Raw genomic sequence first — 15,388 nt, forward strand, 5'->3', positions numbered from 1 at the left:
CAGAGTACCTCAGGCAGGGGCGTAAGTTACGGTATCGCCAACGCTCACGCCCAGCAGTCTGGCGGCCTGTTCGTCGAGGCTCACCCCGCCTTCGGTCTCGGCCAGGTGCCCAAGGCAGGCGCGGAATCCGGCAAGGTGGCCGGTGGAGACGAGATGCGAGGGCGAGCCTTCGACATTGGCCGTAATCAGCGTGACCTTGGCGTCCTTCGCCTCCTGGATGGTGCGGATGCGGTCGGTTTCGACCATCATCGAAGGGCCGCCGTCGAAGATGTCGATGTAGTTCTGGAAGGCAAAGCCCTCGCTCTCCAGCATGCGCATGGCCGGACGGCCGGAGAAATGGGGCTGGCCCATGACCTGCCGCGCCCCTTCGGACAGCAGCGCGGTATAGATCGGGTGCTTGGGCATGAGGTCGGCAATGAACTGGTTGCCGTGACGGCCGTTGAATTCGTCGGCATCGCGAAAGCTCATGTCGAAGAAGCGGCCTGCAAGTCCGTCCCAAAAGGGCGAATTGCCGGCATCGTCGATGGCTCCGCGCAGTTCGGCCAGGGTGCGGTCGGCGAAGCGCGCGCGATGGGCGCGAATGAACAGGTAGCGGCTGCGCGCCAGCAGCTTGCCGACGCCCGCCGAACGCTCGGTCGCATCGAGGTAGAGCCCGCCCACCTCGCTCGATCCGTCGAGGTCGGTGCACAAGGTCAGCATCTCGGCCCGGAAAGTGCGGTCCAGCTCCTTGGAGTGCTGGGTGATGCGCCCGATGCGATAGGAATAGAACGGCCACTCGGTGCCGACCTGCGAAAAGATCTGGCAGGTGCCGTGCACCTTGCCGGTCTCGGTATCCTCGAGGATGAAGACGAACAGGTCGTCGTTCAGCGTGTCCTCGTCGCGGGCAAAGGCGCGCGCGGCGCGTTCCAGCTTGCCCTTGAGCGTCGGCTTGTCGGGCGGCAGGTTGGTGAACCCGCCCCCGGTGCCCTTGGCCATGCGGTAGAGGGCATCGAGATCCTTTTCCCGGGCCGTGCGCAGCAGGAACGTCATCGGGCAACTCCGTGTCTGTCGAGGCGGTGCATGACCAGCGCCGTCAATTGCGCGCGGGCATCGAGCGAGTCGGCCAGCAGGAACTCGTCCGGTGAGTGGATCGCGCCGCCGCAGGCGCCCATCGTGTCGATCACCGGAACGCCGCAGGCGGCAATGTTGTTGCCATCGCACACGCCGCCGGTGTCCTTCCAGGTCATCGCCTGCCCCAGATCCGCCGCAGCCTGGGAAACGAGGCCGAACAGCTTCTCGGTCCTCTCGCCCACCTGCTTGGGAGGGCGCGAAACCCCGCCATGCAGGTGTATCTGAACTTCGTGGCGGACGGATACATCGGCGATGGCCGCCTCGATCATCTGCCGGGCATGCTCGGCCAGCTCGGGCGTGCGCGGGCGGATGTTGAAATGCACGATGGCAAGGTCGGGTACGGTATTGTTGGGCGCACCGCCCTCGATCCGCGCCGGGTTGACCGACAGTCCTTCGCGCTTGCCGGCGGCAAGACGCATGGCAAGGTCCGAAGCCGCGACGACGGCATTGCGCCCGTCCTCGGGGTTGCGCCCCGCATGGGCGGACTTGCCGGTAATCACTGCTGCGTAATTGCCCGAACCGGGGCGCGAGCGTGCCATGATCCCGCCGGGAAGCGCAGGTTCATAGGTCAGCGCAGCCAGCTTGCCCTCGGCAAGCCGGGCAATCAGCGGCGCCGAGGACAGCGAGCCGGTTTCCTCATCGGCGTTGATCATCACGTCGTAACCCAGCGTGGGCCCGCCCCGCTCATAGGCTTCCAGCCCCGCCAGCATCAGCGAGAGGCCGCCCTTCATGTCTGCGGTGCCGGGGCCGTGCAGGGTGTTGTCGTCAAGCCAGTCGCACGTCTGGAAGGGGTGGTCCTTGGCATAGACGGTGTCCATGTGGCCGGTCAGGATCACCCGGCGCCTGGCCGCTGGCCGCACGGAGACGACGAGATGGCGACCATGCGCGACCTCGTGGGTCTGGCCCGTGGCATCGACTTTCTCGACCGGCGCAGGCTCGACCAGCGATACCTCGCCCGGCAGCACGGCAAAGGCATCGGCAAGGCGTGAGGCCATGGCGGCAAGGCCCACGAGGTTGCCGGTGCCGCTGTTGATCGCGGCCCAGTCCAGAGTGCGTTCGAGGATCGGCGCGCGTTCCACCGGCGCCAGCAAGGTGCGTTCGTCGTGCGTCAACCCGGTCATCAACGCAGCTTTCCGTCGAGCGCGCCCATGTTGCCGCTCGCGTCGGAGGCTTCGAAGCTGGCCATCGGGTAAGCGCAGTAGTCGGCGGCGTAATAGGCGCTGGGGCGGTGGTTGCCGCTCTCGCCCAGGCCGCCGAAGGGCATCGAGCCTGCCGCGCCGGTCGTTGGCCGGTTGCGATTGACCACGCCCGCCCGGCTTTCGAGGACGAAGCGCTGCCACAGGCCGTCATCGGCGCTGACGAGACCGGCGGACAGCCCGAAGCGGGTGTCGTTTGCCGCTGCCATCGCGGCATCGAAGTCCGCCACGCGGCAGACCTGCAGGACCGGGGCGAAGATCTCTTCGTCCGGAACCGATACGCCGGTCACGTCGAGCATGGCAGGGCGCACGAAGGCGGCGCTGCGGCCCTCGACGCTGCCGAACGGCTCGATCACGCGCGCGCCGCGCTCGACCAGTCCCTCGAACTGCGCGCGGGCCTTCGCGGCGGCGCCGTTCGAGATAAGCGGGCCGATATAGGGCTCGGGAGTCTCGTCCCATGCGCCGATCAGCAGGCGCCCGGAAAGGTGCGCGACCGCTTCGACGAGGTCATTGCCGAAGGCAGTATCGGGTACGATCAGGCGGCGCGCGCAGGAGCAGCGCTGCCCGGTGGTGACGAAGGCGGACTGGACGACGATGGCCGCGGCTTCCTCCACGTCGCCGTCCCATGCGACGAGCGGGTTGTTGCCGCCCAGCTCCAGCGCGAGGATTACGTCGGGCCGGTCGGCGAAGAAGTGCCGGAAATGCGCGCCCGCACCGGCGGAACCGGTGAACAGCAGCCCGTCGATCGCGCCTGAGACCAGCGCCTCGCCGGTTTCCCGCGCGCCCTGGATGCACTGGAACACGCCCTCTGGAAGACCGGCCTCGACCCAGGCCTCGGCCATCGCCGCGCCAGTGGCAGGCGTCATTTCGGAGGGCTTGAAGACCACCGTGTTGCCCGCGAGCAGGGCGGGGACGATGTGGCCGTTGGGCAAGTGGCCGGGGAAGTTGAACGGGCCGAGCACAGCCATGACGCCATGCGGGCGATGCCGCAGGACCGCCGCGCCGAAGGGCATGTCGCTGCGCCTTTCACCGGCGCGCTCGGCCTGCGCGGTGATCGAGATGCCGACCTTGCCGATCATCGAGCCCAGTTCGGCAAGGCCCTCCCAGCGCGGTTTGCCGGTTTCGCGGCTGATTATCGCGGCAATCTGCTCCTTGCGCGCTTCCAGCACGGCCTTGAAGCGCTGGACGGCAGCGACCCGGTCGTCCACGGCAAGTGCTGCCCATCCGGGAAAGGCTTTGCGTGCGCAGCGCAGTGCCGCGTCCACTTCTGCCCGGCCGGCGGCTGCGCCTTCCCAGACCACAGCGCCGGTTGCGGGATCGATCGACTGAATATGGCTCATTGCTGCCTCGTGACTGCGAAGATGCCGGTGGCGTTCCCGGAGTCGAACGTCAGGTCCAGCATACCGGTTGCCGGGTCGATGTCTCGCGTGATGAATTCGTAGAACGATCCGGGCACCTCGCGCATGATTTCGGAGCCGTCGGCAAGGCGGAACGGGCGTTCGACCTTGTCGGCAAGGATCGCGGTCTGGCGCACGCGGCCGTTCTGCGACACCTCGACGCTGGGCTTCATGGGATAACCTTCCTCGCGAAGGTCCTCGGCAAGCTGGACGACATCGTCGGTGCGCGTGGTGGCGTGGTTGAAGGCGTTGCCTTCGGTGGCGATCCAGGCGGCTTCCTTGCTGTGTTCGAGCAGGGCTTCGTAGTCTGCGAGGGCCGGTGCCGGATGCTGCCGCCCGAAGGCGCGCAGGGCACCGGCAACGATGGTCGCCGCCTGTTCGGGCGAGCAGTCTCCTTGCGCATCGAGCGCCTGCAGCGCCGACCACTCTGCCGCGCCGATGGGATCCTGCGAACTTGCGAAGACGCGCTCGGCTGCCGCTTGCGTCGTCTCGGGCAGCTCGTTGACATGCAGTTCCGAGACGAAGAACTGCGGGACCGTTTCGGGCAGGTCGCGATGGACGAGGGCGCGGCCGGTCATCTTCAGCTTGGGCAGCGGGTAGAGCCCGCCGACTTCGTAGCCCATTGGCGCAAGGAAGCGCGTGAAGGCCTCGCAGCCCGAAGGCAGGTCGCCGGTCGCCCCGTCGATGGTGCGCAGCGCGCCGTGGTCGAAGGCGATCGTCTCACCTTTTGCGCGGATCTGCGCGACGTAGCGCGCGGCCGTGGGGACCCGCTCGAGCAGGTCCAGGAACAGCGCGGCATTGAGCGCCATGGCCACTTGCGCGCGGCTGGGCCGCTCGTCCGTGCCCCGCAGCACCGGGTCGATCGAAAGCGTCGTCAGCGCGAACGCGGCGCGGTCCTCGCCGACGGCTGAGGCGAGCAGGCGAAACAGGGTTTCCCGGCTGGAGATGGCGGTGCTGGGGGCGGCAACCATGACATCCTCTTTGTTTATTTATTGCGCGTACTTGCAATATATGTAACGCGCAGGGCGAAGTCCACCACCGCGCGAAACTTCGCGCAAATGGCTGGAAACCGACTTTTTTCGAGGATGTTTTGCAAGATCCGTGCGGCAGCGCCGGGTGGAAGACCGTTCCGCCCGGGCCGCCGTGCCGGATGTCAGCCGTGAGCGCCGAATTCGTTGGCGATGGCGGTGGTGATCCGCAGGCTCAGGGCATAGGACCGGGCGATGGGATCGATGTAGTCGCGGTGGATCTGCGAATAGCCCGACGCGCTCGAGTCCGGATAATCGCTCGGCAGGTCGACGCTGAAGTCGTTGATCGACGGGAAGCTGATCGGGAACGCCCGGCGCAGCTGCGACAGACCATCGTCGACGCGCAGCGAGAAGAACATCTCCAGCACGTCCTCGCGGCTGATGTCATTGGCGCGGCTGAAGGCCGGAACCATGACCGCGCGCAGGAACATGTGCTTGAACAGCGCGATCCGCAGCGATTGCAGAACGCCGAGGCTGCGGCGGGTATGCTCGCGGTCGGGCAGCGGCGATTCGTCCGGGATCTGGTCGAGCAGGCGGTGCAGCTTCATCGCATCGACCCGCAGGCGCGAGGCGAGGCGGCGGAACACGCCGGTCCGGTCGTCCTTGGTCAGGTACTCGCCGATCTTGAGGCAGGCATCGGAGATGTGCTGCTCGTCGCCGCGATAGGGGCGGCTGGCCCAGTAGGCCGAGTTGAACAGCTCGCCATAGGCCGCCACCGTCTTGATCGAACCCAGCGCATTGGCCGCGCGGGCGAGCCGGATGAGCTGGCGCCCGCGCTCGCTTTCGATGAGCAGGCTGGCGATTTCCTCGATGTTGCCATCGGCCGCCGTGCCGATCCCGGCGATCACGTTCACCGGATAGCCAAGCTGCTGGAGGATCGCATTGTGCGGGATCGCGCGGATCTGGCGCAGGCTCATGGTCCGGTCGCCGGAAAGATCCGACTGTCGGCGCGACTTGCGGCTGCCGGTATCGTTGAGCAGGCCCAGGCCGAAGGCGGTGATCGCGCGCGAGTAAGTGTGGCTTTCCAGGTGTTCGTGCTGGACGCCGCGGATCGCCCGGTAGAAGTCGAGGCTGAGGTCGGTACGGCGATAGAACACGTCGGTCGGCGAATTGGTATCCGCACCCCACAGCGGCCGTTCGGCCATGCGGGTCAGCGTCGCCAGGGCCAGTTCGTCCGATCCGAACCAGAGATAGCCGTCGCCGCCCTGGAACGAGACTTCGGGCTCCAGCCTGATCCCGGCGCGCAGGAAGCGGCGGCGGGCCCAGGGCGACATCTGCCAGTCGAAGCGGTCCTCGATGCTGGAAGGATGGGCGCCGCGGCCCATGGATTCGCCGCCGGTGTTGAAGATCAGCGCGGCAACGTCGGTCATCGCGTTCGCGGCCATGGCTTCGGCAAGGCGGCCCTGCAGGCGCTCGATGGCGAGTGCGGCGGGGATCTGGCCGACGAAGCGGCCCGCGTCGGAGAAGCCGGTCTGGATCGAGACGCGCCCGCGCTTGCGGGCATATTCGCGGTAAGCCGGTTCTGACAGCACTGCGTCGAGGAAGCGGCCGCCGTGTTCCAGCGCGCTCTCCGTCTCGAACAGGGGCGAGACATCGACTTTGTCGTCGATCCCGAACATGCGCGCGAAGTACAGGGCGGCCAGCACCGTAGTCGGCTGTTCGCACTCGGCCACGAGCATGCGGATCGGAGTATCGGAATCGATGTGCTGCAGGATCTGCGCCATCGCCAGGAACTGGCGCACCGCCGTGCTGTTCTCGATCGCCAGTGCCGCGAAGTTGGAACGCAGCGGCTTAACCTCGGCCAGCAGTTCGCGCATGCGGACCAGCGCCGCCTGGCTGGCGAGGCTGAGCTTGCCGTCCGGATCGATGCGGCGGCGGATCGCGTTCTGAAGCTGCGAGGAGTTCACCCGGAAGTGGATCCAGCCCATGCCCAGGCCATCGGAGCGCATCGCTGCGGCCACCACGAGCAACTGGCGCGCGACGTCCTGATCGGCGTGGCGCGCTTCCTCTTCCAGCTCAGCGATCACGCCTTCAAGGCTGACCAGCTTGTCGGGATGTTCGGCGGTCAGCGCATTGGCCGCAGCCGAGAGCGCTTCGGGCTGGGACAGGTCTTCGGCAAAGCGCGCGGCCATGTCCGTGGCGAGTTTGCCCGCGCGCTCGAGCCGCTCGGCAATCGCGGGCTCGGTGGACATGAGGTCCTGCGCATAGGCGGCCAGCCGCATCGCCTTTTCCTCGAGGCGATAACGGATCGAAGTGGACCACGAGATGTCGGTGCGCCCGTCCATGTCGTAGCCGACCCAGGTGGCGAAGCGCACCGGCATCGGCTGCAGGCTCTTCCAGCGCTTGGGCCAGCGGGTGGCGGCGATATCGAACAGGCGGGCACTGATCCGGTCGCGGGCCTTCTGGCCACGAGCGAGCGCGGCCATCGCCTTGTCGTGTTCGTAGTCGAGCGTGATCGTGTCGCGTTCGGGCGAAGCGGCGCAAACCGAGGCTTCGCTGAAATCGCCGTTGGATGCCGAATGCGTCACCGCTTCGGTCTGTCCTGCGGTGAGCAGGAACGTGGGATGCGCGGTGAAGACGACATGTGCGGCAGGACGCTGCCAGCGGGCGGCGAACTCGGTAAACTCTTCCTCGTTCGCGATTTCGTCGATCCGCACGTCGTTCTGCGCGACGGGGACCGGTTTGACGAGTCGGTCGAGCCGGGCGGCGCGGGCCCGCAGGCCCTCGCATTCCATTTCGGCGACCAGCCGCTCGATGTCATCGAGCGACATTTCGCCGTTCTCGAGCTTGCGCGAAAGCTCAAGCCCGAGCTGGAACACCGGATTGTAAAGCGGGGTCTGCGCCGTCAGGGGGTGCAGCTCCCGCAGGCGGGCGTTGAGGTCCTCGACCGTGTTCAACGCCGCCCCGCTCATCGTGCAAGCCCGGCTGCGGTTCTTGCGTCGGCTTCGATCTTCTTCGGATCGGGCTTGCCCTTGGGTACCATCCAGCTACCTCCAACACAGATTACGGCATCGAGAGCGAGCCATTCCGGCGCATTGGCCGGAGTGACGCCGCCGGTGGGACAGAACTTCGCCTGCGCCAGCGGGGCGGAGATCGCCTTGAGGGCGGGCGGTCCGCCGGCAGCCATGGCCGGGAAGAACTTGAGCCGGTCGAAGCCCATGTCGAGCGCAAGCATGACGTCGCTGGCATTGGCCGTACCGGGCAGGAACGGGATCTCGCGCTTGATTGCAGCTTCGCCCAGGCGCGGGGTGAGGCCGGGCGAGACGATGAATTCGGCGCCGGCATCCAGCGCCCTGTCGAGATCGTCGGGATTGAGCACGGTGCCGGCACCGACGACGGCGCCGGGTACCTGCTTCATGACCTTGATCGCCTCGATCGCGCAATCGGTGCGCAGCGTCACTTCCAGCGCGGGGAGTCCGCCGGCGACAAGCGCCTCGGCCACGGGCAGGGCGTGTTCGATATCTTCGATGACCAGCACCGGGATCACCGGTGCGAGGCGCATGACCTTTTCGACCGATGCGGAAAGGTTGCTCATGCAGTATGCTCCCTGACGAAGGCGGCAGCCGCGCCGAACAGGCCGGGCTGCGGATGGGTGATCAGCTTGACCGGCAGCTTCGCCATCATGCCGGCGAAGCGGCCCTTGGCGCAGAAACGGTCGGAAAAGCCTGACTTGAGAATGGTTTCGCGGATCCGGTAGCCCAGCCCGCCGGCGATCACGACGCCGCTGGCACCCTGGGCAAGGGCATAGTCGCCCGCCGCGGCGCCCAGCGAGAGGCAGAAGCGGTCCACGGCGGCGGCGGCGAGGCTGTCCTCGCCGGACGTACCGGCGGTCCAGATCTCGACATCGCTCAGTTCATGGATGGCGCGCCCTTCGAGGGCGGCGAGCGTCTGGTAGATGTCGACGATGGCGGGGCCGGAGACGACACGTTCCACCGAGACGCGGTTGTGGCGCTTGCGCAACCGGGCGAGGACGGCGTCCTCGATCTGGTCGAGCGGGGCGAAGTCGATGTGGCCGCCTTCGGTCGCCTGGACGTGATAGGTGCCTTTTCCGTCGCGCCAGAGATGGGCGACGCCAAGGCCGGTGCCCGGGCCGAGTACGCTCACCGTGCCCGACGCGGGCAGCGGCGTGTTTTCGGGGCCTGCCAGGTCGAGGAAATCGTCATCGGCGGCGCAGGCCACCGCATGGCCCACGGCAGCGAAGTCATTGACGATGGTGTGCCGCGTCGCGCCCAGCTTTTCCTCGATTAGGGCAGGGCGGATGATCCACGGGTTGTTGGTGAAGTGGATCACTTCGCCGCCAACCGGACCGGCCACCGACATCGCCACGGCATCGGGCAGGGTGCCGCCGTTCATTTCGCGAAAGGCCTGCCAGGCAAGCTGGAAGCTGGCGTGATCCTTGGTGTGCAGAGTCGCCGGATCACCCAGCGTAATCGCGCCGCCTGCGTCCACGCTGGCAATGGCGAAGCGGGCGTGGGTGCCGCCGATATCGACAGTGACGAGTTCCATCCCGGCAGCCACCGTCACAGACCGGCCACTTCGAGCATGGCCGATCCGCCCTGTTCGGCGCCGCCCGCGCTCATGCGGAACATGGCGAAGAGTTCACGGCCCATGCCCATTTCCGCGGCGGGTGCCGGGGCGGGCTGGCGTGCGGAGAGGTCGGCGGTCGTCTCGAGAGTGCCGTCCTCGGCCGAAAGGCGCACCACGTCGCCATCGCGCAGCAGCGAGAGCGGTCCGCCGCCCAGCGCTTCGGGAGTGACGTGGATCGCGGCGGGAACCTTGCCCGATGCGCCGGACATGCGCCCGTCGGTGACCAGTGCAACCTTGTGGCCGCGGTCCTGCAGCACGCCGAGCGGCGGGGTCAGCTTGTGCAGTTCGGGCATGCCGTTGGCGCGCGGTCCCTGGAAGCGCACGACGACGACGACGTCCTTGTCGAGTTCGCCGTTCTTGAACGCCTGGGCCACGGCTTCCTGCGTTTCGAACACGCGGCAGGGGGCCTCGATCGTCCAGCGCTCCTTGTCGACCGCCGAGGTCTTGAACGTGGCGCGGCCGAGATTGCCGGAGACGAGGCGCATGCCGCCGTCCGGCTGGAACGGTTCGGAAACCGGGCGCAACATGGTGTCGTCGCCGCTTTTCGCGGGAGCGGAAGTCCAGGCAAGGGCCTCGTCCATCAGCACCGGTTCCTGCGCATAGTCGCGCATGCCGCCCGGCGAGACGGTCAGCACGTCCTCGTGGGCAAGCCCCGCGTCGAGCAGTTCGCGTACGACCCAGGCCATGCCGCCGGCCGCGTGGAAGTGGTTCACGTCGCCCGAGCCGTTGGGATAGACGCGGGTGATCAGCGGCACGGCAGCGGACAGCTCCGACAGGTCGTCCCAGTCGAGGATGATGCCAGCCGCGCGGGCCATCGCGGGCAGGTGGATGGCGTGGTTGGTGGAACCGCCGGTCGCCAGCAGGCCGACACAGGCGTTGACGATGGCCTTCTCGTTCACGACCTGCGCCATCGGGCGGTAGTCTTCGCTCTTGCGGCCCATTCCGGCGAGGCGGTGGACGGCGGCGCGGGTCAGCGCCTGGCGCAGCGGCGTGTTGGGCGGGACGAAGGCGGCGCCCGGCATGTGCAGGCCCATCATCTCCATCATCATCTGGTTGGAGTTGGCAGTGCCATAGAAGGTGCAGGTGCCGGCCGAATGGTAGCTGGCGCTCTCGCTGGCGAGCAGGTCCTCGCGCGTGGCCTTGCCTTCGGCGTAGAGCTGGCGGGTCTTCTGCTTCTCCTTGTTGGAGATGCCGCTGGGCATGGGGCCCGACGGCACGAAGACGGCGGGCAGGTGGCCGAAGCGCAGCGCGCCGATCATCAGGCCGGGCACGATCTTGTCGCAAATGCCGAGCAGGGCCATGCCGTCGAACATGGCGTGGCTCATGGCGATGCCGGTCGACATGGCAATGGTATCGCGGCTGAACAGCGAAAGTTCCATGCCGTCGAAGCCCTGGGTGACGCCGTCGCACATGGCGGGCACGCCGCCGGCGACTTGCGCCGTCGCGCCCACTTCGCGGGCCCACAGCTTCATCTGCTCGGGATAGCGGCCATAGGGCTGGTGGGCAGAAAGCATGTCGTTGTAGGCGGTGACGATCGCCAGGTTGTTGGCGCTGCCGGTGGCGATGGCGGACTTGTCCTCGCCGGCCGCGGCAAATCCGTGGGCCAGGTTCGAGCATGAAAGGAAGCTGCGGTCCGAGTGCCGGTCGGCCTCGCGCGCGACGAGATCGAGATATCGGGCGCGGCTGTCCTTCGAGCGCTCGATGATGCGGTCGGTAACCCGAGCCACTGCCGGGGCGAGATCAGTCATTATGTCACTCCTGCTTTCCGGCCTCGCTCCTCTCCCCCTGAGAGCTTCGGCCTTTTATGGCCCTGCGACCGCCTAGAATTATTCGTGCCAGGTAACGCCATCGCGTTCGGCCAGGGCGATGGCGGCCGAGGGCCCCCAACTGCCGGCCGTGTAAGTCTTGGGTTCAAGCGCCTGCTCGTCCCAGCCGGCGCGGATCGCATCGATCCAGTCCCACTGCGCCTCGACTTCGTCGCGGCGCACGAACAGCGTCTGGTCGCCCTCGATCAGGTCGAGCAGCAGGCGTTCGTAGGCGATGCGCCGCTGCGGGCCGGCAAAGGCGTCGGGCATGGTGATCGCCAGCGGCACGCTGCGCAGGCCGATGCCTTCGCGGTCGAGACCGGGGATCTTCGCCATCAGCGAGAGGGTGATGTTCTCTTCGGGCTGGATGCCGATGACGAGGCGGTTGGGCACCGTCTTGGCGCCGCGGCCCGAGAAGATCGAGTGCGGCACGTTGCGGAACTGGACGACGATCTCGGTCGTGCGGCGCGGCAGCCGCTTGCCGGTGCGCAAGTAGAAGGGCACGCCCTGCCAGCGCCAGTTGTCGATGTGCGCCTTGATCGCGACGAAAGTTTCGGTGTTCGAATCCTTGCCGAGTTCCTCGTCGTAGCCGGGCACGGCCCCGCCCGAGATCGCGCCGGCGCGGTACTGGCCGGTGACCGTCTCGCTGACGTTGACCTTGCGCAGGCTGCGCAGGACCTTGACCTTCTCGTCGCGCACGTTGGTGGCATCGTAGGAAACCGGCGGTTCCATGGCGACGAGCGCGAGGAGCTGGAGGATATGGTTCTGCACCATGTCGCGCAGCGCGCCGGAATCGTCGTAGTAGCCGACGCGCGATTCCAGGCCGACCGTTTCGGCGACGGTGATCTGCACGTGATCGATGTGCGCCGCATTCCACAGCGGCTCGAACATCAGGTTGGCAAAGCGCAGCGCCAGCAGGTTCTGGACCGTTTCCTTGCCCAGGTAATGGTCGATCCGGTAGATCCGCTCCTCGGGAAAGGCCGAGGCGACGGCATCGTTGATGACGCGGCTCGATGCGAGGTCGACGCCGAGCGGCTTTTCCAGGCCGATGCGCACCTTGGGCCCGGCCAGGCCGCTGCTCTGCAGGCCGCGGATCGTCGGCTCGAACAGGCTGGGCGCGGTCGACAGGAAGATCGAGAGGCCTTCCTCCGGCTTGCCCACCTTCTCGGCCAGCGCCTTGAAGCCTTCCATCTCGTTGGCGTCGAGCGCCTGGTAGCTCAACCGGTTGAGGAACGTCGCCAGGCCGCCGCGGCGGTTGGCCGGCAGGAACTGCTCCAGCGACTGGCGCGCGAAGTTGCGGAACGACTGGTCGTCCATGTCAGAACGCGCGGTGGCGACGATTTCGATACTTGGATCGAGCAGCCCTTCGGCATCGAGCGCACACAATGACGGCAGCAGCATCCTGCGCGATAGATCGCCGGTGGCACCGAATAGCAGCAGGCGATCGGAAGTGAATTTCGTCACGTGTACGCTTCCATCATGGACAAGGTGCGCCGGGTCGGACGCGCATGGGAACTGGCGGGCGAATTGCCCCTCGCATTTGCAGCATATCAATAGTGCCCTGCGAGCGCTAGGTTATCGGCATACGAATTCCCACCCCGCTTCGCGGACAGGTCTCCGAATTGGCCGGTTCGCGACAAAAGCTGTCTATGCTTTGCTGCGGTACCGTTTCCAAGCGGCAAGAGCTGCCATATCACTGTCTTGCGGGTTTTCTACCCTGGCTGGCCCGACGATCGGGGATGGAGCAAGGAGAGTGCGTTCATGACGGTGGAGGGTGTCGGCCTTCTGGAACATCTGCAGACCCCGGCCATGGTCGTGGCGAGAGGGCAGGTCCGCTTCGCCAATTCCGCGGCCAAGGCGCTGCTGGGCGTGCACATCGTCGGGCAGGACGTGCGCATTGCCATTCGGGACCCTAAGGCGGTTGCGGCGATCCTCAGCGAAAAGGGCGGTACCGCGCAGGTTTCCGGGCTTTCGACGGGGGGCAGTGTCTGGCAGGTCGATTGCCGGGTGCTGGCCTCGAACGAGCGGCTGGTCAGTCTTTACGACCTGTCCGAGCGGGTCAGCGTCGCCAAGTCCCATGCCGATTTCGTCGCCAATGCCAGCCACGAACTGCGCACGCCGCTCGCCAATGTGCTGGGCTACGTCGAGACGCTGATGAATCCCAAGGCGGGCGGCGATGAAAGCGTGCGCCTGCGCTTCCTCGACACGATCCGGCACGAGGCGCAGCGCATGCAGTCGCTGATTTCCGATCTCATGTCGCTTTCCCGGATCGAGGCGGTGAAGCACGAAGTGCCCGCCGACCGTGTCGACATGGTTGCGCTCTCGAACGAGATCGGGGGCGAATTCCGCACCAGCGCGACGGTCACGGTCAAGGCGAACTGCGAAAAGGCAGTCATTGCCGGCGATCGCGGGCAGATCGGGCAAGTCTTGCGCAATCTCATCGACAACGCGCTGAAATACGGCAAGGCCGGCGGTCCGGTCGAGGTCTCGATCGAGGCGGCGAGCACCGGCTGGGTATTGCTTACCGTGCGCGACGAGGGCGAGGGCATCGCGCCCGAGCATCTGCCCCGCGTGACCGAGCGTTTCTATCGCGCCGACACCAGCCGCAGCCGGGCGGTCGGCGGCACCGGGCTGGGCCTCTCGATCGTCAAGCACATCGTCGAGCGCCACCGCGGCCGCTTCGACATCGACAGCCGCCCGGGAACCGGGACGACTGCCTCGATGATGCTTCCCTTGCGAGAGGAACAGCCGGCGGAGTAAGTCTGGCACCGCGGCGATGGAGATGCTTGCCCCACCGCCGCGGTAATCATCAGAAGTCCAGTTCGAAGCGGGTGCCGATGACCTGCGCGTTGTAGTCCCGGTCGCCCGAGGGCAGGGCCGTCGCACCGCTGTAGTCGAGCAGCGCATAGTTCACGTTGAAGCGCAGGTTCTGGATCGGCGACCAGATCAGGCCGACGATGTAGCCGTTCTGCGTTCCGCCCCGGATGTCGCGGCTGTTGAGGTCGAGCCAGTCGTAGCGCAGGTTGACCTGGATCGAGCCGATGCCGTCCTCACCCAGCGGGTGGGCCGGTGCAGATGACGTGAATACGCCGTCCTTGTAGCCCCGGCTGTCGCCCGAAGTGATGAAGTAGCCGACTTCGGCATAGGCGCCGCGGAACGTCACGTCGGGCTGGCCGATGCGGTTGGCGCGCTGGACGTGGACTTCGCCCACGCCGTGCCAGCGGCCCGAGATCGCCGCCAGTTCGAGGCCATAGTGGGTTTCATCCGAAAGGTTCATCGCCGGAGTGCCGATCAGGCGGGTATTGGTGGAGTGGACGAGCGGACGCTGGCGATAGCGCGTGGTGCTGTCTTCTAGACGGTTTAGCTTGCGCCAGTGCGCCGAGCCGCCGAAGTGCAGCTGCGTCTCGCCGATCTTCGGCGCGAAGACGAGGCGGCCATCGAAGCTGATGGAGTTGTTCTCATCGCCGCCGCTCGCTCCGTCGCTACTGTTGGAAAGCGCGTTGATGTCGTCGGTGAAGACACCCGCCTGCGCCAGCCACGGCCCGCGCGAATATTGCGCTGCCAGGCCAAGGCGGCGTTCGAAGTTGAAAGCATCGGTGAAGGCCGCGCGCTCCATGACGCTGCCGGTGGTGTCGCCGGTCAGTTCGTCGAGCGACTGGAAGCTGTTCTGGTTGCCGAGTGTGACCAGCCAGGGTCCCTTGGAATAGCTGAGATAGGTATCGACCAGGTCGACTGAGTTGTCGGAGAGTTCCAGCTCCAGCTTGTAGCCGAAGCCTGCACCCAGCTTGCCCTGCGCACCCAGACGGATGCGGCGCACCTCGTTCGAGAAGCCAAGCCCCTTGTCGGCAAGGCTCGAGGGGGCGGAAACGTAGTTGGCATCGGCCTGGATGCGGCCCTTGACCTTGAACTGCTTGTCGCCCTCGGTAAACTGGGGGCTGCCCTTCCATGCGATCTTCGTGCTGGGCTTGGCCACAGGCTGCTCGCTCGCAACCGGCGTTGCTGCCTGAATCGGTGACGTAGACGCAGGAGTGCCCGCATCGTTCGATGCCTGTGCGCCAGTCCCGTCCGCGCCAATGGCCAGACGGCTCTCAAGCGCTTCCAGGCGAGCTCGCAGCGCGCGAATCTCTTCGCGCATGGACTGCGCTTCGGCGTCCCCGATATCCTGCGCCATCGCAGGTGCAGGAAGTGCAGCGACAACGGCTGCAAGGGCGGTGGTGGCCAGCAATCGGCTCATTCTCATCAAACTCCGCATGGTTCCCCCGGGC

At 66.7% G+C, this 15,388-nt stretch carries 11 protein-coding genes; 1 reads left to right on the forward strand and 10 read right to left on the reverse strand.

The features are described from left to right. Positions 1-9: 9 nt before the first annotated feature. From J3474_RS06705 to zwf, 9 genes are all read right to left on the reverse strand, one after another. A complete protein-coding gene (locus J3474_RS06705; RefSeq protein WP_207093491.1) occupies positions 10-1,029 on the reverse strand; it encodes an arginine N-succinyltransferase in 1,020 nt (339 codons plus the stop codon). After that, positions 1,026-2,231 (reverse strand): hydrolase, encoded by a 1,206-nt coding sequence (locus J3474_RS06710; RefSeq protein ID WP_207093492.1) that lies wholly within the window; start codon positions 2,229-2,231, stop codon positions 1,026-1,028. Before J3474_RS06710 ends, J3474_RS06705 begins: the two co-directional genes overlap by 4 nt. After that, positions 2,231-3,646: a succinylglutamate-semialdehyde dehydrogenase gene (astD, locus tag J3474_RS06715; RefSeq protein WP_207093493.1), complete on the reverse strand. Its 1,416-nt coding sequence runs from the start codon at positions 3,644-3,646 to the stop codon at positions 2,231-2,233. The genes J3474_RS06710 and astD overlap by 1 nt, the downstream gene beginning before the upstream one ends. Beyond that, positions 3,643-4,674 (reverse strand): 2-oxoadipate dioxygenase/decarboxylase family protein, encoded by a 1,032-nt coding sequence (locus tag J3474_RS06720; protein WP_207093494.1) that lies wholly within the window; start codon positions 4,672-4,674, stop codon positions 3,643-3,645. The genes astD and J3474_RS06720 overlap by 4 nt, the downstream gene beginning before the upstream one ends. A gap of 182 nt (positions 4,675-4,856) precedes the next feature. Then, positions 4,857-7,643 carry a phosphoenolpyruvate carboxylase gene (locus J3474_RS06725; protein WP_207093495.1) on the reverse strand — a complete coding sequence of 929 codons (2,787 nt, stop codon included), beginning with the start codon at positions 7,641-7,643 and terminating at the stop codon, positions 4,857-4,859. Continuing rightward, positions 7,640-8,266, reverse strand: coding sequence for a bifunctional 4-hydroxy-2-oxoglutarate aldolase/2-dehydro-3-deoxy-phosphogluconate aldolase (gene eda / locus J3474_RS06730; RefSeq protein ID WP_013832060.1), 627 nt, complete (start codon positions 8,264-8,266; stop codon positions 7,640-7,642). The genes J3474_RS06725 and eda overlap by 4 nt, the downstream gene beginning before the upstream one ends. After that, complete coding sequence (locus J3474_RS06735; RefSeq protein WP_207093496.1) at positions 8,263-9,237, reverse strand: glucokinase; 975 nt, start codon at positions 9,235-9,237, stop codon at positions 8,263-8,265. The genes eda and J3474_RS06735 overlap by 4 nt, the downstream gene beginning before the upstream one ends. Positions 9,238-9,251: 14 nt before the next feature. After that, complete coding sequence (edd, locus tag J3474_RS06740; RefSeq protein ID WP_013832062.1) at positions 9,252-11,066, reverse strand: phosphogluconate dehydratase; 1,815 nt, start codon at positions 11,064-11,066, stop codon at positions 9,252-9,254. Between the two features lie 78 nt (positions 11,067-11,144). Further along, complete coding sequence (gene zwf, locus J3474_RS06745) at positions 11,145-12,587, reverse strand: glucose-6-phosphate dehydrogenase (RefSeq protein WP_207093497.1); 1,443 nt, start codon at positions 12,585-12,587, stop codon at positions 11,145-11,147. Between the two features lie 297 nt (positions 12,588-12,884). Here zwf and J3474_RS06750 point away from each other — a divergent pair, with 297 nt between their 5' ends. Continuing rightward, the gene (locus J3474_RS06750) at positions 12,885-13,883 is read left to right on the forward strand and encodes a cell wall metabolism sensor histidine kinase WalK (RefSeq protein ID WP_013832064.1); all 999 of its coding nucleotides are present in this window, start codon (positions 12,885-12,887) and stop codon (positions 13,881-13,883) included. A gap of 49 nt (positions 13,884-13,932) precedes the next feature. Here the strand turns inward: J3474_RS06750 and J3474_RS06755 are convergent, their stop codons facing one another. Next, positions 13,933-15,357, reverse strand: coding sequence for an OprO/OprP family phosphate-selective porin (locus J3474_RS06755; RefSeq protein WP_207093498.1), 1,425 nt, complete (start codon positions 15,355-15,357; stop codon positions 13,933-13,935). Positions 15,358-15,388 lie beyond the last annotated feature (31 nt).

This window comes from Novosphingobium sp. PY1 (assembly GCF_017312445.1).
Lineage (GTDB): Bacteria > Pseudomonadota > Alphaproteobacteria > Sphingomonadales > Sphingomonadaceae > Novosphingobium.